The sequence below is a fragment of the Pedobacter sp. MR2016-24 genome (assembly GCF_026239655.1).
In the GTDB taxonomy this organism is placed as follows: domain Bacteria; phylum Bacteroidota; class Bacteroidia; order Sphingobacteriales; family Sphingobacteriaceae; genus Pedobacter.
The window spans coordinates 15,811-33,323 of sequence record NZ_JAPIVO010000005.1 but is presented as its reverse complement, the minus strand read 5'-3'; the positions used below and the strand labels follow the sequence as shown (position 1 = coordinate 33,323).

The following is a 17,513-nucleotide window of genomic DNA, read 5'->3' as shown; positions in this document are numbered from 1 at the left end:
TTAGATATGAAAAATAAAATACTGAATGCATGCAAATTACTCCTGGTGCTTTCTGTCGTGACGGTCGCCTGCAAGAAAGATGATAAGAAAGAAAAAGATGTGCTGACTGGGACATGGACAGAAACTCCGCCACAAACTTATAGTCAAACACTGCGCTTCGAATCGGATGCAAGATTTGCGATGGAGTACCTTCACCCCGATGGTGCCGCTAAAACTACCTTTAGGGGCAAATATGTAATTAAAGGAGACAGCCTTAAAATCAACATTCAGGAGATGCTCGAACTACAAAGTTCAGGAACGGTGGTGCGTACACCTGCTAATTCTGTGATGTTTGAAAAGGGGACTTTTAGTGTCAGGGATAACGTTTTAACAATTAACTATATCACTTATCCTGCGGACGCGCCGGTACAAACACAGTCAAAGTTTAAGGCAATTTTATCGCAGTAAGTCCTATTTATACATCAATCCCTAAAAAGTATACAAATCTCCCGAATTAGTCTTATCTGCTGTTAAGCATCCTGAGCGACCTTTGATTTATCAAACCATACAAACATGAATCAGACAATCTTAATTACAGGAGCAAGCAGCGGTTTAGGAAAAGCAACTGCAAAATTATTTCAATCAAAAGGCTGGAACGTTATCGCTACCATGCGGAAACCAGAGGAGGAAAAAGAACTGACCACATTGGAAAATGTTTTGGTCACGAGGCTGGATGTGCTTGATTTGCATACGATTGGCAGCGCAATAGCTGAAGGGTTACACCAGTTTGGGAAGATCGATGTGCTGGTAAACAATGCCGGATATGGTGCCTACGGTACTTTGGAATCTTTTTCGAGAGACAATATACTGCGCCAGTTCAATACCAATGTGATTGGCTTGCTGGATGTAACAAGGGCTTTACTTCCGCACTTCCGGGAAAATAATAGCGGTACCATCATTAACATTTCCTCCATTGGCGGCAAAATGACATTTCCTTTGGGCGCATTGTACCACGGGACAAAATTTGCGGTGGAGGGGATTTCCGAATCGCTTAAATATGAAGTTGAACAGTTCGGCGGAAAAATAAAATTGATTGAACCCGGTGCAATTGATACTGACTTTACGGGCCGCTCGCTTGACTTCAGCAATGATGAGTCCCTTACTGCATACCAGCCATTAATCGGAAAGGTAATGTCGGCCATGGAAGGACTATTTCATACCGCTTCACCCGCGGGTGTAATTGCGGGTGTGATATATGAAGCCGCTACTGACGGGATGAGCCAGCTCAGATATACCGCAGGTGAGGATGCAAAAGCGATGGTAGCGTTCCGCACGCAAGCTAACGATGAAACATTTTTCAAAGAGATCACCAGCCAGTTTAGCTTATAATCGCTGATGATCGTATAAATGGTGCTATTGCTTTGGTGATAGTTCCATTTATGCTGATATTTAACCAATCAAATCCTATTATGAGTACCTTTCTACATTTACATACCATTGCAGACGCAATCGAATTATTTCAGTTTGATCTTCCTGCTCAACATCCGTTAATTGCGGTGGTAGACTTTAGCAAGGTGAAAGGACATATCAGTGAGGAGACCAAAATCTCTGCCGACTATTACTGCATGATGTTTAAAGATACCAGGCACAACAATATCAAATATGGTCGCCAGGCGATCGATTTTCAGGACGGCAGTTTGATTTGTATGGCACCCAACCAGGTTCTTGTGATGGACGTTGACGAGGAAGCATCAGCTAACCTGTCGGGCTGGGGCTTGTTTTTTCATCCTGATCTGATCAGCGCTTCAGCATTGAATGATCACATGAAAGACTATACTTTCTTTTCCTACGAGACCACAGAATCTCTACATCTTTCGGAAAAAGAAAGGCACATCTTACAGGAATGTGTATCAAAAATTGAAAGTGAACTGCAGGAAAATATAGATGTATATAGTCAGTCCATTATTGTTTCCTCCCTGGAATTGCTTTTAAATTACTGCACCCGCTTTTACGGAAGACAGTTTATCACCAGGAAAAGCGCTAATAGCACGGTGGTGGGCCAAATTGAAAAGATTTTGAGAAACTATTACCAGGGTGATCAGCAGGATAAAGGTTTGCCCACTGTTAAATTTCTCGCAGCACAGGCAAATTTATCAGCCAGTTACCTGAGCGACTTACTCAAAAAAGAAACAGGCAAAAACGCACAGGAACATATTCATTTTTACCTAATTCAGGAAGGTAAAAACAGGCTGTTGAGTACTGAGAAATCAGTTGCTGAAATCGCCTATGAATTAGGTTTTGAGTATCCGCAATATTTCAACAAGTTGTTTAAGCAAAAAACAGGCAAAACACCCCTGGAATTCAGGAGTTTGAACTGATAACATCATATGGCTATTAATAGCCATATGATGTTATTGACAGAATCGTAAATTTGGGTTGTACTCATATCATTCTGGTCCCGATGAAAATTAAACTCACAATCCTGTTGCTGATCTTTGCCATACCCATATCGGCACAATCCAAAAAAGACAATCTGAATGCGTTCTTTTCAAGGCTATCCCTGAACGGACAGTTTAACGGGAATGTATTAATCGCTGAAAACGGGAAAATACAGTACGAAAAGTCTTTTGGTTATGCTGATTTCTCTACGCACAGGAAGAATACTGCTGAGACATCTTTTCCTGTAGCCTCTATTACTAAAACATTTACTTCCACCGCAATTTTACAGTTAAAACAGCAGGGCAAATTAAAACTGGAAGATCCTGTGTCAAAATTTCTGCCTGATTTTCCCTATAAGCAGGTCACCATTAAACAGTTGTTATCGCATACCGCCGGACTACCGATCATAGATTCACTATTTTTCTCTTTCATCCCCAATCATCCGGATACCGTTTTCACCAACAAGGATCTCATTCCTTCTTTCATTTCGAAAAAGGCGCCATTGATATTTAAACCTGGTGAAGACTTTTCCTATAATAATGTTAATTATAATATCCTCGCTTTGATTATTGAGCAGCTTTCAGGTTTATCATTTGCATCCTATCTTAAAAAATATATTTTCATCCCGGCAGGGATGACAAATACTTCCTTGTCTAACTTTTTAAGCCGGAATGACAAGAACCTTTTAAAAAGGTATAATTTCAAATATCCCTACAGCGATAAACCCCAATGGGCAGATACGCTGGCAGAATTCAAATTGATGTACCGCATTAATTTTCAGGGTCATGGTGATATGATCAGTACCACACATGATTTGCTGAAGTACGACATTGCGTTGTATAATGGTAAGCTGATTGATCGCGGGAATTTAAAAGAAGCATTCATTCCCATCAAGCTGAGTAATGGCAAAGATAATATACAGCGCTACGCATTAGGCTGGATTACCAGACAAGATACATCAATAGGTGAAATTGTTAAACATGATGGAGGATCACCCGGTTTGCGAACCATGTTGCTGAGAAATCCGGGCAGACATCAAACTATTATTATGTTTGATAATACTGCTAATAATGTGATACCAATTGCGGACAGCGCCCTGCTGATCTTAAATGGAAAAAATGTTCAAAAGCCTAAAATGAGCGGCTCCCGTAGTTATGGCATCATCATGGCGAACAATGGCATTAAAGCAGCGGAGCAATTGATGGAAAAAATAAAAAAAGATTCGCTGAATTATTATCTGAGCGAAGATGAGCTGAACGCTCTCGGTTATGCTTTCATGTTTGCCAATAGGGATCTAGAAGCAGAGACTGTATTTTACAAAATTACGCAGCTTTTTCGTTCAAGCTGGAATGCATATGACAGCTACGCAGAAATACTTTTGAAAGCTGGAAAAAAGCAGGAAGCAATTAAAATGTATCAAAAATCTATGCAGCTTAACCCTGCTAACGAAAATGGGAAGAAGGTTTTAGAACAGTTATTGCGACCATAAATTCTGGTTGTTCCGGCATTATCGTTTTCGTCACATTTTTCATCCGGTTCGTCACATTTATATTTACTGGCAGTATCTCCGATGTATATTGCCTGACATTTAAATGCTAATCATAACCGGAATCTTTTTCCATTAATTTGAAAATAATGAGACGATATTTATTGCTTTTGCTTTGTTGCTACTGCTGCACCGGATTATTCGGACAAACAGCGCCTGATACTACTCAGGCGGAATTCAGTATAAAAAATGTTCAGTTCAAAAGCGCCGGAGTTACACTCAAAGGTGCTGTTTTTATACCCAAACATACTTATGCGGCAGTGGTGCTTGTCCATGGCTCCGGTCAGGAAAGCAGGTCGCTGAAAATTGCATCGCTGCTCGCAGGAAAAGGCATTGCGGTATTAACCTATGACAAACGCGGAGTGGGGAAATCGGGTGGGGTATATGCCGGACCGGAAGTAGGCACCAACAATGTAGACGCTGCTAATCTGGATCTCCTGGCATCAGATGCAAGTGCTGCTGCTCAGCAACTGCAAAAACATTTGCCTGCACATCACTGTCCATTGGGTCTGCTGGGTTTTAGTCAGGCTGCCTGGGTAATTCCCATTGCTGCCATGAAAAATTCAAAGGTAAACTTCATGTTACTATTTAGCGGACCAGTTGCAACTACACTCGAACAACTGAGGTTTCAGTTTTACACGCAGGGAAATTCCAGATTCTGGGAAACGCATACCGAAACTGAGGCACGTGAACATATTAAAAATGATCCAGACAGGTACCAGTTTGCAGGTACTGATCCGCGTGATGCACTATCCAAACTTTCTATTCCCGGACTTTGGTTATACGGAGGGAAAGACATACAAGCGCCTGTGGGTATATCCATTGAACGCCTCGATGTGCTTAAGGCTCAGGGCAAACCCTACGAGCACCAGTTGTTTCCGGAATTAGGGCATAATTTAGGTTCATCGAAATCAATAGATCCTGTTAACTTCGCTATTCAGTGGATTGGAGACAAGTTTTTTCCTTAACCATTTGCGAACCGGCTCATCATACCATTTCAATGAGGCATAAGCCAACGCAATACTGCCTGTTAATATCAGCAATGCACAAGGCCACAACTCTACGATTGTTACGCCTTTGTGGTTACTGATCCAGGCAACGTAAAAATAAACCAATGGATAATGCACCATGTAAAGCGGGTAGGAGATATCACCCAGGAATTTGCAGATCCTGTTCTCCCTTTCGGTTTGCAGTACGCCACTGGCGCCAAGGTATACAATGCCAGGGAAAACAATGATAATGCAAACAGATTCATAGATCCCGTTCATCCAAAGATGTTCAGCACCGCCAATGCGTGGCATATAAAGTACAAGCGCTACTAAAAGGCTGCACCATAAAAAGGCATTTTTAATCCGGGTTGGCTTCGCAACGCGTGAAAGTAAGAGACCAGCGAAGAAGGGGAAAATGGTACGCGTTAGTCCGATCCTTACTTGTTCTGCGTTCAATGTCCAGCCACCACTCAGGTCGCCATTGGTGATGGCCAGTTGTGCCAGTGCAATAGCAGCGATGCCTGCTAAAATACTTAATGCTGTATTCGAAAACTTCCTGATCCAGAGCGCATAAAGGATATTTGCAATGTATTCGAAGAACAATGACCAGCCTACGCTATTCAATGGATGCATCTCTTCCCAGCCGCGGATATCCAGCGATAAGGGTACAGGCAATATCGTATACCCGATCAGCATCACCAGCAGCATTTTCCAGAGAGGTACGGTGTGAATGAGCGGCCATATTGTAGAATCCGTGAAATAGAATCCGATAGCGCCGAGGGTCATCCCCAAAATCACCATCGGTTGAAGACGCACGATACGGCGTTTGAAAAAATTGCCGGCAGTCATTTTCTGCCAGCGATCGTCGTAAGCATAACCCATCACAAATCCTGACAATAAAAAGAAAAAGTCTACCGCCAGGTAACCGTGATTGACAAGAATATCCAAATGTCCGGTGGCTAAAGGCTCGCTCAGGTGGAAGGTAACAACAATTATCGCTGCGACCCCGCGAAGGCCGTCTAATATAGGGTAGTGTGGCTTGGTGGCCAATTCATTATTCTGATCAGATCTCATGCAAAGGAATGTAATGACTGCAATTTGTTAAAAATAGTCAACATTCAGTTAAACGACCGGATATTAATCATTATCTTTCGATTCACCAGATAGTAAATAATTAATAACGTCACATGAAGAAACTTTTATTAATCCTGACATTCCCGCTGTTAATAATTGCTTGCCGTGGGCAGGACAACAGAATTCCGGCCTCTCTTGCCAAACAACCCTTGCAACTGGAAGATTTTGATTTTAATACCAAATTTTCTGCAATCTTACCGGAGGATACCAGGAGTAAAGAATACGCCGGCTATTATCAGGTTAAATCTGAGATGCTGGAAGTAGATACGATTTCAGACGGAGAGTTGATCGGCAGCGAAAAACCGGTAAGAATTGAATACCGGCAACGGAGTTTTTCAACTAGAGATGTGATGGCAAATTTTGGCAGCTATGAGTTTAATGCCATTAATTTCGCGACTACTTTAGATGGAAAGATCATGCTCATCAATGCGGTAGTCGGAAAAACTGAATTGAATGAAGCTAAGAGTTTGATGGAGACATTGGATAAAAAGTATGGCAAATCCACTAAAACGAAAGGGGAGTTTGTCGGTAAAAACTTTGACATTTATACCTGGCAGCTCAAAGACAGGATCATCAGGTATAGTCTCGTTTTAGATGATGAGGAAAACACGATGAAAATAGAAGTAGACGATCAAAAAATCAGCAACGGTAAAAAGGATCCGCACTATAAGGGATATCTTTTTGTGATCAAAAAAGAATATAAAGACAAAATATTTGATAACGTTAGCTCAGGCGACTTTGTGTTCCTGGACTAAAAACCAGCTATCCTCAAGATGAAAAAGCTCCTATCCCTGATCATTCTGGCAATGTTATTCTCCCGGGTCACTGCCCAGCCCTTTTCGCTTAAATCGACCGGTTCTACGAAAGCTTTCCGCCTGAACATCTACTATGGTACCGAAGGCAAGGGCGCATTCGTGCAATACCGTGGTCAGCCGGGCATCATCGCATTAAAATTGAAAAGCAGAGTGGTGCAAGGCAACGCAAAAGATAAAGCAGTACCCGCGAAAATCACTTATGTTTGGGACGAGCTTGTCGGTGGAAAAGTAACCGGCAGTTATGGTCTAACCCAGGAAGCTGAGAAACTGTCAAAAGTCTGGTATGTAAGGAATAAAGATGCTCAGCGTTTCCAGCTTGAAAATGCACCTGAGCAGGAGGGAGATGCTGCGAGGGATAAATACCTGCTGCATGGTGTGCTCATCTCTTTTTACCACAGTCCTGATGAGCTGCTCAGCTTCAGTTATCCTGATGGCAGCGCTCAAAGTCGTCAGCTGCCAGCGTTCGAACGTCCCGATCCCGTACGTCAGGGTGTCATTGCAGATTACAATTTCGATGGTTATGATGACGTTGCTTTCTCTATTCCCGACGCCGGTATGGGCGTATACCGAACCTTCAGCATTTACCTCTACAATCCAAAATCAAAACACTTTCAGCAACTGGCAGAACCGAATGATAGTAAGGCAAACTGCTCCGGATTCTGTGATGTTACCCTGGATCGGAAAAATAAGCTGCTGATGACATCCTGCAGAGGTGCTGCTACCTGGTGGAAAGATGCCTACCGTTTTACCGGCGGAAATAAACTGGTATGGCTGCGGTCAATTAAAAGCCAGTAGTTCGCCTAATCATATTTGTTTTTTAATTCAAATTTGTTTTCTTTGTGTTGACCAATATCACCATTTAACATAAAAATATGGAAAAGAATAACGCCCTCACGTTCACACTAACTATCGTCGCCATTATTTTAGGCGTGGTACTGTTCAAGCAGTTTGACTTCGAAACTTTGAAATTTAAGCACACGGGCTTAGCCGTTATTTATCTGATCGTTTTTATTGCCTCTGTTTTTATCCTGATCAAAAACTTTAGAAACAAATAAAAACAATCATCCATCGTCTCTCGAGATGATCTCATCACCGCCTGATAGTTCCTCCATACCGCTTACGAGTTTATTTTAACCATCGTACCATGAACTTTGGCTTCCAGGCCACCAGAAACATCTACCAATTTATCGGATTTAATCGTGTTCTGATCGGTACCTTCCACTGTGGTGATTTTTGACGTTCCTTTCAGTGTATCCTCACCATTCAGGTCTATCGCTTTTGCTTTGATATCAAGTGTCTGAGTCGGACTTCTTTGTTTGGCTTTTTCTTCCGCGCTGGCCGTTGCCGGTGCCGGAGCATCGGTATTTCCAATCGTTATTTTTGGGGCCTGTATGTCTACCAGCTGTGAAGCGTGTATATTAATTACCTCAGAATTCAGGCTGATGCTTGAAGCACTGGTAATCGATATGGAACCGGTTTTCTCATGAATTTTGATGATGTTACCCGCACTGGTTGATATTTTGATATGGTGTTTGGTATCGTTGAATAAAACCTGACTGCCGCTGCGGGTGGTGATGGCCTTCACATGGTTTTCCTGTATATGATGACTGTCGATGTTCTTGCCATGCGGTATGCTGCCCATTACAAACGGCCGGTTAGGATCATTGTACCTGAAACCGACAATCACCTGATCGCCCACCTCCGGATGAATAAAAAATCCACGGTTCTTCCTGCTGTCATTTCCGGAACCTGCATCTGCCGTTAACACGCGCAACCATTCTGTTCTGTCGCCCTTCTGCTGCTGCCATAAAAACTGTACCTGCACGCGACCCATCCCTTTAGGGTCCTGGTTAGACATCACTGTGGCCACCTGCGGCTCCGCCACCGGATACCTGACGTCTTTTACCGGAATTACGTTGCTCGCTGCCGGTATGGCCTCAAATGTGTTCCTGTAGCGGTGGTTGCCATCCAATTCATGCGTTACCGAAGTAATCATGTATTGTCCGTAATCTTCCGTCACAAAATCAAGGAGTTCTTTTTTGGAGATTTTTACATTTACTATTGTACCAATATTCACCCCTGCTGCATTTGATTTGGCCATCAGACCGACCAGACTTGCTGCGGCCGATTCTTTTCTGCGCTTCATCATTTCGTCTAATTCCGACTGACTCTGCGTTCTTGGTTTAAGCGGCATGTTCACCGGATCCGTGAACAAATCTTGTGACTTATTCAGCGCAAAAAGGCTGTCTGCATCCAGTCCGTCTACACTATCAGGCGCATCTCCTTTGTTCAGCTGATTCTCTGATGAATTATAAGAATACTGCGAAAAGGTTACCGGGCTTACTTTCATAGACCAGTTCATAGTGGAAATTTCTCTTCCATAAACCAGGTCAATCTGAGGCTGTTCGTCAGGTTTTCCGAATTTGGTGTTTACGCCATCGTAGTAAAACCATTCTCCGTATTCAGAAGACAGCCTGTTCAAAAATGAAAAAGTGCTTTCTTTATATTGAGACATGTAGGGGATAGGCGTGGTATATTTTGCTTTGACCTCCATTCGCAGGTCATTCGCCACTACTTTACTCGTCACCTCAGTCACAATCTCATTTAACGTTTTAGCCTTAAAAGAATTCAGATTTACCCCGTTATCCAATAAAATAGTAGGGCTGTAGCCCCTCAGTACCAAATCGCCATGCAGACCATCACTTTGGGAAAGCCCTATCTCGCAGATAATCGCACTAAATAATGTGCTGCGGCCAGATAAGGTTTCAGTTAGTGTAATGGAAATAGATTTACCAACCAGATTTCTGGATGTATCTGCTTTTCCGGAGCCTAAAATTTCAAAGGTATCATGATTAACATGCAATTCAAACCAATGATGTGCATTAAACGATTGTCTGATCATTAGATAAGAAAACGTATGAACGGGGGTTCCGTCGATATGTATCTCTGATATGATTTTGTCTTCCATAGTAGCGGTTCGTATTATAGCAGTTAAAATATTTTATCCCTTTTTATTCAGGAATTTAAGGTGTCGTTCTTTCAGCAGGGGAGTGTAGACTTTGTCCACAAAAGCGTCATCTATCTCCCCGTTACTCTTGTAATATCCTTTCAGCAACTCTTCCCGCGATAACTTTGAAAGTGTTTCCATAGGTACAGGAGTGCCCTCAGGCAGTTTCAGCCGTTCTCTCAGGTATACGTAATTCGGTAAAGATGAAAAATAGATCTTCCATTCTTTACCTTCCAGCGCAGCATACATCTGGTACACATAATCAATTTCTGCACCCTTAGCTTTATCCTGCATCAGGAGCAGCAGATAACATTTGTCCCTTTTTGTATTGAAGAAAACTGCGTCGTCAACCTTCCAGTTACATTCTTTCAGAATCTGCACCTCTTCAAGGCCTTCAGCAATCCATTGCTTAAGATCACTGTTAGCTGCAGCCATCACTTCTTTATAAGGCTGTGTATTTTTATCTTTTTCGAGTTGATCTGCAAACATGTTGATTTTGTTTTGTCCGTTTAAACAGCCTGTCATTGAAATGAAAACAATGATGAGCAGGTAAATTCTTAGTTGTGGTTTCATGCGCCTTTATTATAAATTCGCTATTAGTTTTTTTCCCTTGGCTTCACATAACCTCTGGATCCTTTTCTCAATTTGAATATCCAGCCGTAGTTCGCCACACTGTGACTGTCATATGGTCCTTTGGGGATGCCGTCAGGAATAAAAGTAGAGTTGCCTACACCCGGGATAGGTTCCTGAGGCGCTATTCTGTCCTGCTGGTACCAGGGATCGTCCGGGCCGCTACCATATTGCTGGCTTTCCTCAATATAACCCGGAATCTGCCCTTTACCCGGATTTTCCGGTGCCAGCGCATAAATTCTTTCCGGATTGTAACCAGATTCCTGCAGCACTTCCACCATTCCTAATGCATAAGCAAAACCCATACTATGACATACAATATCAATAGGAATACTTTTGATATCATACAGATTGAGGTCTGCATTGTCGCCCCAAAGCACTTTTCGGGAAGTCTTGTTTTTTATAGTCGAGTTTTTGATCTGCGTCAGTTGCGTAATAAGATTCAGGCCTGCTTTTCTGCCATGAAGCTTACGCATCGTAAAACCCATATTGTTTTTCGCTGTTAAGGTAGGCGCATCACCATCCGCATAAAAAGCGAACTGATCACCCAGTCTTTCCTGAAATTTATCATCAATATCATTCCAGTAGTCGTTCACATCATAACTTTTCACTTCATCATTGCGTCTCATTTCCCTGATGATATTGGCTACGGGCATAGACATGCGGTAACCATTCACAAAAACTACTATCGCGGGAACTTTATGGGCTATAGAATTTATTGGCGTAGCCACAGGAGATACAGGAAGCATCCCCGCTGCAGTCTGATACAATTCCATCATAAGAATATTGTATTAAAAGGTGAACAGATAGCTACGATCCGAGAATAAAAAAATGCTTTGAAAGCCATATTTCTTGTTTAAACCTGAATATATAGAATCCTGACCAAAAATCCTGCCGGAATTTTAATAATCAGGTAAGTATACGATATTTTAATTAACATAGTGTCAGCACTATTAAGAGGTCTGGGATAATTATTTCTCGCATGTAAAACCTGTATTGACGGTGCGTAATTTAGAACGGGAGGTTGCGGTCTTTAAAAAGTGCAATTAAATAAATTCAGCAGAACAACGAAACCCGAATAAACTAAATCAGGAGATACTTGTTATATAGTCACCTAATCACAATCCTATGAACAAACTAATCCTTACTGCTGGGATCGTAGTCGCTACCGCGATAGCCAGCTGCTCTAAAAACAATGATACTGGCGGTGATCCCGCACAGGATACAATAGTCACAGGCTCCCCGGTAGAAACACAGCCGGCCAATACAACATATAAACCTGCTTTTGCCGGACAAACCCGGATTGGCAGCGTGAAAACTAGCACGGCCTTTAGCGCAGATGTACTTACGTCCGGACTGGCAAGTCCATGGGGTGTAGTGAGTCTGCCCGACGGCAGATTGCTGGTTACCGAAAAGGAGGGGAGTATGCGCATTGTCACTAAAGCAGGAGTGGTGGGCCCAAAGATTACAGGGCTTCCGGCAGTTAACCCGGCCGGACAGGGTGGTTTACTCGGGCTTTCCTTAGATCCTGCTTTTGCGACCAACAGAATGGTATACTGGGTATATGCGGCAGCTGTTTCAGGTGGAAATATTACTGCCGTTGCCAAAGGCCGTTTAGCTGATAACGAAGCAACCATCGAATCTGCAACGGTAATTTATCGTTCCAATACGCCTAACAACAGCGCCCTCCATTATGGTGGAAGGGTGGTGTTCGATAAGACTGGTAATCTCCTTGTAAGCATAGGCGAAAGATCTGTGTTAGAGACGCGCCCACTGGCACAATCGGTATCCAGTAGTCTGGGAAAAGTAGTGCGGATAACCACAAGCGGTCAGCCTGCACCAGGAAATCCCGCATTTAACCAGGCAGGTGCCTTACCGGAATTGTATACCAGCGGACACAGAAATCCACAAGGTCTGGCTGTACATCCTGAAACAGGACAAATCTGGGAAAGTGAACATGGCCCGAGAGGAGGGGATGAGATTAACCCGCTGCAGGCAGGTACCAATTACGGATGGCCGGTCATTACTTATGGTATAGAATACAGTGGCGAAGCTATTGGTACACCGCCGATACAGCAGAAAGACGGACTGGCACAACCAGCCTATTACTGGGATCCTGTTGTATCGCCAAGTGGTATGACCTTTTATTCAGGCAACCGTATTGCTGAATGGAAAAACAATCTTTTCATCGGTTCGCTCAGCGGAATGCACATTGTTCGTTTAGTCATTAAAGACAATAAAGTACTGGGTGAAGAAAGATTGCTGGCAGGAGAACAACAACGTTTCAGAGATGTCACACAGGGTACCGACGGTGCTTTATATGCCGTTACTGACCAGGGACGTTTATACAGGATTGATAAAAAATAGTTAATTTGGTTTAGAATGAAAAGTCGGGTCGGTAAAATGACCCGGCTTTTTTAGTGGATTTCATGTCTATGTATTAAGCATACCTAATCGTTACTATGGTAAAAAGAATTATTATTATATGCGCAGTTTACGCCATATTTATTGCTGTTTTGACAAAGACTATAACTGTTGTTGACAATTCCTTTATCATTTTATTATTGATAGGAAGTTTCGCTTTTATTACTTTACTCCTCAGGGAAATTTGGAAAAAGTATTTTATTGGATTTAAACCGGCAAATCAGGTGATTAGTTACGGCAATTCTACCAGTCCCGCACTTGAAGAATGGAAGCAAATATCAAAAAAACCATTTCTGTTCGGACTGGAAAATAAAGTGGTAAGTGAGGACGAGTTTTTCTTTGATCAGGAGAACTTTTATGCTGTTAATCAGCATTCTCAAAAAGCTATTTATAAACTCAGTGATATTATTGAAGTCAGTAAAACTTCAATTCAAATAAATAACAGAAGTATCTGGCAAGTGAGGATCAAACAGCATAATGGCGAAGCACTTGTTTTTAAGTTTGCGCACAATTATACCTTGTGGAATAAAAACTTCCACTTGTTTTATAGCAAAATAGCGCAGATTAATCCATCTGCTATAAAATCAGCATGGAGTATGTGGACTATGTAATGTCAATGGTTGCAGGGCATAACAGCGGAGGCTGATGAATTCCAATAGCTATTAATTATGTGATCTAACTATTACTTACTTGTCAATGACCAATTATCCTATATACCTGGCTTTAATGGCGATCACGCTCGTCAGCCTGTATTTTTTAATCAAATGTTAACCTGTAGTGAATTAAGATGGGTACATTCAATCTCGAATTCACTACAGGATTACAGCTTAACGGTAAGTATAGATTCCATTCATCATGGCTATACCACAGGTTGTTTCAAAAGAATTACGCACAGTTTCCGGTGTGCGTGTTCCCCAGATGTTCCACATGAGTCCCTGAGAATTACGTATGGACCAGGCCTGAGCAGCATTCGTGTCAAGCCATGCCCCGTAATTACTCACCGTTCCCGTGTTTTTTACAAACAGGCAGGCCCAGCGGGCAAAAATACTTTTCATTCCCTGTGTATCAGGTATGCCATTCTCATCTTTCAGGATTCCTCCGGAAGTGTTACACATACTGCTTCTTGCGTAATCCATTGCTTTAAGGCCCATCGCCAGGTAATTCACAGCCGGATAGTCTGCACGCAACAAATCACAGGCGCCAATAAAAGTGCCCTGTGTATAGGAAAGAGCACCCTCGGTGATTGTTCCTGCTGCGTTGATGGCACCTTTCACTTCACCACTCGATGCATCATACAGTTTCAGCACCATCCAGTCCATAATCTGCTTTGCTTTGGTTCTGTACGTTACGTCGCCAGTCGCCTGATACAACAACATTGCACAGATCACAGCAGGCGCATTCACACAGGTATTTTTAGTTTGATTCGCTGTTGTCCACCATAATCCGCCGCCTAAAGACTGTGTATCCCAGGCCCGGTTCCACATCATGTTGAAATTGTTTTTGGCCATATCCAGCATGCCACCGTCATTCGTGATTTTAAAGGCCCTGATGCACATCAGTGCACCCCATACGATATCATCATTATAAATGTTGTTCGTCCACAATAAACCGTAGCCATCTCTCACGCCATTGTACAGGTAAGAAATTTTGTTTTTAAGGTCAGTGGATGGATTGATGTTATACGCATCAATCAAAGTTTCAATTGCTTCCTGCTGGGTCCAGAAATCCATGCGGCCGGTGTGGTTATCGTCCTTCCAATAATAAGCTTTGAATGACGATCCATAGGTGCCGTACTGATTGTAAAAGTGGTTATTGTATACCTGCATTGCCAGCAATGCTTCACTTTTAGCAGGTAGCACCGCGGCAGCCTGCAGGTTCGTGCCGGATTGTTTGGCTAATGTGGTCAATACTGCCGATTCCTGATCGGGTTGTTCCTTTTTACAGCCCGACAGACTGGTCATAGCTGCCAAGGCGACTATAGCTAAAAGGTTTTTGCTATTACCTGCGAATTTTGCATACTGCGGTAACAGGCAATGGAAATTGCTTTTTTTCTTGTTCATAAGATGAGAATATATCTGGTTAAATGCTGACCATTTTGGTCAATAGAAGGTAAGCAATTTTTTCCTGAAATTCATAACCTTACGATCGTGTTAATCAATTCCTTTCCTTGACAAATACTCGCACTTTTTAAACACTTTCTTTTTCAGCTTAGCTTCCAGGTCTTCACTTGCTGCTGCAGTGAGTCGGGCGAGCTGATTCGCAAATATGCTGAAGGAGGTCATTTTGTTAGTATTTTTTACTTTGCCCCGGAGCGAAAGGTCGGGCAGACTTAGATCCGTATCTTTTCTTAGCTTGCCCGGGAGGCACCTTACCACTATTTCCTGCTGTTCTTGTCGTATAACATGAGCTTGTAAATATCAAAGCTGCGAAGGCGAATATTAAAAAACTTCTTTTCATGCAATGAATGTAATGAATCTTTTTTGAGGAGAAGATCGAAATAGCTAATTTTTCGGCTCCGGAGAATTTAGAACGTATTCTCTGGTAACCTAATTTTTCTTTATTAATCGTATATTTAAAACCACTATGAAATACACACTCATTTTTTTAGCTCTGATCACACTGCACCTCAGCAGTTTTAGTCAAAATAAAAAGAAAAGAGCGCTGCCGCCGCCACCACCTCCTGCAGCACAGATCGTTGATCTGTTTCCAGACACGCTTTCCCTGCAGGAATATTCATCACCAAAGCTTTTCGAATGGAAAATGAATGCAGATATCACCCTGAAACCAGGTACTGTTTTTAAAGAACTGATTAAATTAACCTATGGGGTGAGCGAGGTAAATGGATTTTACAGTCAGGAACCGCTCACATTGAAGAAATCAAAAGCGGGCAGGGCAGCAATGGAAGCAAAAGTTCCAAAAATGATCACCAGCATCAATTATTACGATACAACCATTGCAAATGGTATCATCACCTTAAAAGAGCGTGGCAGGCTGGTGATGGCCTTAAAAATCATATATGCTAAAAGCAGAGAAGTTACCGGTTTGAAAGATATCAATAGCGGCGCCGTTTACCAGGCTGTTGCGTCGGACGAGATGCCTGTCGCAGTACCCGTTACAAATTAACCAGTTAATACCTAAGATTTTTCAGCAACACCATCGGAATAATTAAATGACCTCAATATTTTCATGCGAAATCTCCTGACCACTTTTTTCCTTTTCGGCTTCATCTTTCAGAGCAATTCCCAATCAGTCCCGCAAAAACTAGATACCCTCATCAGTGCTTACGCAAAGCTCAATCAGTTCAACGGCACTATTTTAATAATGAAGTCCGGCCAGACCATTTTTGAAAAGGCGTATGGATACCGCGATGCGGAAAAACAGATCAAGGCTACAACAAATGATATTTTTCAACTGGGTTCTCTTACTAAAAGTTTTACCGCCGTTCTGGTGATGAAACTGGTAGAGGGTAAAAAACTATCCTTAAACACCAGGATTACCACCTTTTTTCCCGGGGTGCATCCTGAAAAAGAGATCACTATTGCGCAGTTGCTCAGTCATACTTCTGGTATTCGAGAAGAGCTTCGCGATGCAAAATTTCGTGCTAAAGTGCTTTCCGGCAAAAGCATCAGTAAACAGGAAATGCTCGACTATTACGCTGCAGCACCTTTAGATTTTGAACCCGGGACTGCATTCGCTTACAGCAACTCCGGCTATAACTTACTGGGAATGGTAATTGAGCAGCTGACAGGAAAGTCATATGGAGCTGCCATGCAGCAATTTATTTTTAAGCCCCTGGGGATGAATAATAGTGGTTTTGATTACGCGCGACTGCAAAGCAGGTTAAAAACTAAAGGTTATTCCTACCTTTCTTCCACACGGATTGTGCCTGCAAAAGTATGGGATGCCAGCGGAACTTATTCTTCCGGCGGATTATACAGCAATACCAAAGACTTAGCTGTCTGGAATAAGGCACTCAAAGAAAACAAGCTGATTTCTGCCGCAGGCCTGATCAAATGTTATACGCCGGTAAAGGAAGATTATGGCTATGGCTGGTTTATAGATAGTCTGGAGCATAAAAAGATTGCCTATCATGCAGGTAATGTAGAAGGTTCAACAAGTTACTTTGCCCGGATCCCTGAAGATGATATCTGTATCATCATGCTGATTAACCAAACAAGTACAAACATTGAAACCATTGGTTCAAAAATCATTGCCCTGCTGTATGATAAAAAGTACAGCTTGCCCAAACCTAAACAGTCGCACGAACTTACAGCTGAACAGGCCGCCAAATATGTTGGGCAATATGATGTTTCTGATGATTACGTTACTGCAATTAGTTTAAAAGGCAACCAACTTTTCATTCAGACAAACAATCAGCCTCCGGTTAAGATGCTGGCAGAAAGTAGCAGCAGGTTCTTTATAGCGGATTCACATATGACCTTAACATTCAGCAGTACTGGTGACGGGAAGATTCAATTGAGTGTTCGTGATGGTTTGTGGAACGGTAGCGGAGATAAGAAAATTATTAACAACGCGCCTGAGTGACGCCA

18 protein-coding genes are annotated in these 17,513 nt (G+C 42.4%); 12 read left to right on the top strand and 6 right to left on the bottom strand.

Features of this window, described 5'->3' with window-relative positions; all coding sequences use genetic code 11:
• The first annotated feature begins 6 nt into the window (after positions 1-6).
• The 5 genes from OQX62_RS14215 to OQX62_RS14195 all read left to right on the top strand — a co-directional run bounded on the left by OQX62_RS14215 (position 7) and on the right by OQX62_RS14195 (position 4,932).
• Complete coding sequence (locus OQX62_RS14215) at positions 7-447, top strand: hypothetical protein (RefSeq protein WP_265832211.1); 441 nt, start codon at positions 7-9, stop codon at positions 445-447.
• Between the two features lie 105 nt (positions 448-552).
• Positions 553-1,368 (top strand): SDR family oxidoreductase, encoded by an 816-nt coding sequence (locus OQX62_RS14210; protein WP_265832210.1) that lies wholly within the window; start codon positions 553-555, stop codon positions 1,366-1,368.
• 80 nt (positions 1,369-1,448) lie between these two features.
• Entirely contained in the window at positions 1,449-2,357 is a 909-nt protein-coding gene (locus OQX62_RS14205) for a helix-turn-helix domain-containing protein (RefSeq protein WP_265832209.1), read from the top strand.
• 83 nt (positions 2,358-2,440) lie between these two features.
• Positions 2,441-3,907: a beta-lactamase family protein gene (locus OQX62_RS14200; RefSeq protein ID WP_265832208.1), complete on the top strand. Its 1,467-nt coding sequence runs from the start codon at positions 2,441-2,443 to the stop codon at positions 3,905-3,907.
• A 146-nt stretch (positions 3,908-4,053) separates the two neighbouring features.
• Positions 4,054-4,932: an alpha/beta hydrolase family protein gene (locus tag OQX62_RS14195; protein ID WP_265832207.1), complete on the top strand. Its 879-nt coding sequence runs from the start codon at positions 4,054-4,056 to the stop codon at positions 4,930-4,932.
• Here OQX62_RS14195 and OQX62_RS14190 read toward each other — a convergent pair.
• Positions 4,876-6,027, bottom strand: a complete 1,152-nt coding sequence (locus OQX62_RS14190) for an acyltransferase family protein (protein ID WP_265832206.1) — start codon at positions 6,025-6,027, stop codon at positions 4,876-4,878. The two genes, OQX62_RS14195 and OQX62_RS14190, sit on opposite strands and share 57 nt — an antisense overlap.
• A 113-nt stretch (positions 6,028-6,140) precedes the next feature.
• Between OQX62_RS14190 and OQX62_RS14185 the strand changes: the two genes are divergently transcribed.
• The 3 genes from OQX62_RS14185 (at position 6,141) to OQX62_RS14175 (ending at position 7,957) form a co-directional block, all read left to right on the top strand.
• The gene (locus OQX62_RS14185; RefSeq protein ID WP_265832205.1) at positions 6,141-6,842 is read left to right on the top strand and encodes a hypothetical protein; all 702 of its coding nucleotides are present in this window, start codon (positions 6,141-6,143) and stop codon (positions 6,840-6,842) included.
• An 18-nt stretch (positions 6,843-6,860) separates the two neighbouring features.
• On the top strand, positions 6,861-7,697 hold the full coding sequence (locus OQX62_RS14180; RefSeq protein ID WP_265832204.1) for an XAC2610-related protein: 837 nt from the start codon (positions 6,861-6,863) through the stop codon (positions 7,695-7,697).
• 77 nt (positions 7,698-7,774) lie between these two features.
• Positions 7,775-7,957, top strand: a complete 183-nt coding sequence (locus OQX62_RS14175) for a hypothetical protein (protein ID WP_265832203.1) — start codon at positions 7,775-7,777, stop codon at positions 7,955-7,957.
• Positions 7,958-8,019: 62 nt separating this feature from the next.
• Here the strand turns inward: OQX62_RS14175 and OQX62_RS14170 are convergent, their stop codons facing one another.
• From OQX62_RS14170 to OQX62_RS14160, 3 genes are read right to left on the bottom strand one after another with little or no spacing between them, the layout of a single operon-like run.
• Positions 8,020-9,870, bottom strand: a complete 1,851-nt coding sequence (locus OQX62_RS14170; RefSeq protein ID WP_265832202.1) for a type VI secretion system Vgr family protein — start codon at positions 9,868-9,870, stop codon at positions 8,020-8,022.
• A 33-nt stretch (positions 9,871-9,903) separates the two neighbouring features.
• Positions 9,904-10,482 carry a hypothetical protein gene (locus OQX62_RS14165; protein WP_265832201.1) on the bottom strand — a complete coding sequence of 193 codons (579 nt, stop codon included), beginning with the start codon at positions 10,480-10,482 and terminating at the stop codon, positions 9,904-9,906.
• A gap of 23 nt (positions 10,483-10,505) precedes the next feature.
• Positions 10,506-11,318 carry a hypothetical protein gene (locus OQX62_RS14160; protein WP_265832200.1) on the bottom strand — a complete coding sequence of 271 codons (813 nt, stop codon included), beginning with the start codon at positions 11,316-11,318 and terminating at the stop codon, positions 10,506-10,508.
• 349 nt (positions 11,319-11,667) lie between these two features.
• Here OQX62_RS14160 and OQX62_RS14155 point away from each other — a divergent pair, with 349 nt between their 5' ends.
• Positions 11,668-12,906 (top strand): PQQ-dependent sugar dehydrogenase, encoded by a 1,239-nt coding sequence (locus OQX62_RS14155; protein ID WP_265832199.1) that lies wholly within the window; start codon positions 11,668-11,670, stop codon positions 12,904-12,906.
• Positions 12,907-13,055: 149 nt separating this feature from the next.
• Complete coding sequence (locus tag OQX62_RS14150) at positions 13,056-13,574, top strand: hypothetical protein (protein WP_265832198.1); 519 nt, start codon at positions 13,056-13,058, stop codon at positions 13,572-13,574.
• Between the two features lie 216 nt (positions 13,575-13,790).
• Here OQX62_RS14150 and OQX62_RS14145 read toward each other — a convergent pair whose 3' ends face one another.
• Both OQX62_RS14145 and OQX62_RS14140 read right to left on the bottom strand, forming a co-directional pair.
• Positions 13,791-15,023, bottom strand: a complete 1,233-nt coding sequence (locus OQX62_RS14145; protein ID WP_265832197.1) for a glycoside hydrolase family 76 protein — start codon at positions 15,021-15,023, stop codon at positions 13,791-13,793.
• Between the two features lie 90 nt (positions 15,024-15,113).
• Positions 15,114-15,245, bottom strand: a complete 132-nt coding sequence (locus OQX62_RS14140) for a hypothetical protein (RefSeq protein WP_265832196.1) — start codon at positions 15,243-15,245, stop codon at positions 15,114-15,116.
• Positions 15,246-15,546: 301 nt separating this feature from the next.
• Here OQX62_RS14140 and OQX62_RS14135 point away from each other — a divergent pair, with 301 nt between their 5' ends.
• A complete protein-coding gene (locus tag OQX62_RS14135) occupies positions 15,547-16,086 on the top strand; it encodes a hypothetical protein (RefSeq protein ID WP_265832195.1) in 540 nt (179 codons plus the stop codon).
• 63 nt (positions 16,087-16,149) lie between these two features.
• Positions 16,150-17,508, top strand: a complete 1,359-nt coding sequence (locus tag OQX62_RS14130) for a serine hydrolase domain-containing protein (protein ID WP_265832194.1) — start codon at positions 16,150-16,152, stop codon at positions 17,506-17,508.
• Positions 17,509-17,513 lie beyond the last annotated feature (5 nt).

Bases quoted from the DNA above. Each gene is read 5' to 3' on its own strand.
- OQX62_RS14215 (WP_265832211.1), top strand. From the start codon at position 7: ATGAAAAATAAAATACTGAATGCATGCAAATTACTCCTGGTGCTTTCT.
- OQX62_RS14210 (WP_265832210.1), top strand. From the start codon at position 553: ATGAATCAGACAATCTTAATTACAGGAGCAAGCAGCGGTTTAGGAAAA.
- OQX62_RS14205 (WP_265832209.1), top strand. From the start codon at position 1,449: ATGAGTACCTTTCTACATTTACATACCATTGCAGACGCAATCGAATTA.
- OQX62_RS14200 (WP_265832208.1), top strand. From the start codon at position 2,441: ATGAAAATTAAACTCACAATCCTGTTGCTGATCTTTGCCATACCCATA.
- OQX62_RS14195 (WP_265832207.1), top strand. From the start codon at position 4,054: ATGAGACGATATTTATTGCTTTTGCTTTGTTGCTACTGCTGCACCGGA.
- OQX62_RS14190 (WP_265832206.1), bottom strand. From the start codon at position 6,027: ATGAGATCTGATCAGAATAATGAATTGGCCACCAAGCCACACTACCCT.
- OQX62_RS14185 (WP_265832205.1), top strand. From the start codon at position 6,141: ATGAAGAAACTTTTATTAATCCTGACATTCCCGCTGTTAATAATTGCT.
- OQX62_RS14180 (WP_265832204.1), top strand. From the start codon at position 6,861: ATGAAAAAGCTCCTATCCCTGATCATTCTGGCAATGTTATTCTCCCGG.
- OQX62_RS14175 (WP_265832203.1), top strand. From the start codon at position 7,775: ATGGAAAAGAATAACGCCCTCACGTTCACACTAACTATCGTCGCCATT.
- OQX62_RS14170 (WP_265832202.1), bottom strand. From the start codon at position 9,870: ATGGAAGACAAAATCATATCAGAGATACATATCGACGGAACCCCCGTT.
- OQX62_RS14165 (WP_265832201.1), bottom strand. From the start codon at position 10,482: ATGAAACCACAACTAAGAATTTACCTGCTCATCATTGTTTTCATTTCA.
- OQX62_RS14160 (WP_265832200.1), bottom strand. From the start codon at position 11,318: ATGATGGAATTGTATCAGACTGCAGCGGGGATGCTTCCTGTATCTCCT.
- OQX62_RS14155 (WP_265832199.1), top strand. From the start codon at position 11,668: ATGAACAAACTAATCCTTACTGCTGGGATCGTAGTCGCTACCGCGATA.
- OQX62_RS14145 (WP_265832197.1), bottom strand. From the start codon at position 15,023: ATGAACAAGAAAAAAAGCAATTTCCATTGCCTGTTACCGCAGTATGCA.
- OQX62_RS14140 (WP_265832196.1), bottom strand. From the start codon at position 15,245: ATGACCTCCTTCAGCATATTTGCGAATCAGCTCGCCCGACTCACTGCA.
- OQX62_RS14135 (WP_265832195.1), top strand. From the start codon at position 15,547: ATGAAATACACACTCATTTTTTTAGCTCTGATCACACTGCACCTCAGC.
- OQX62_RS14130 (WP_265832194.1), top strand. From the start codon at position 16,150: ATGCGAAATCTCCTGACCACTTTTTTCCTTTTCGGCTTCATCTTTCAG.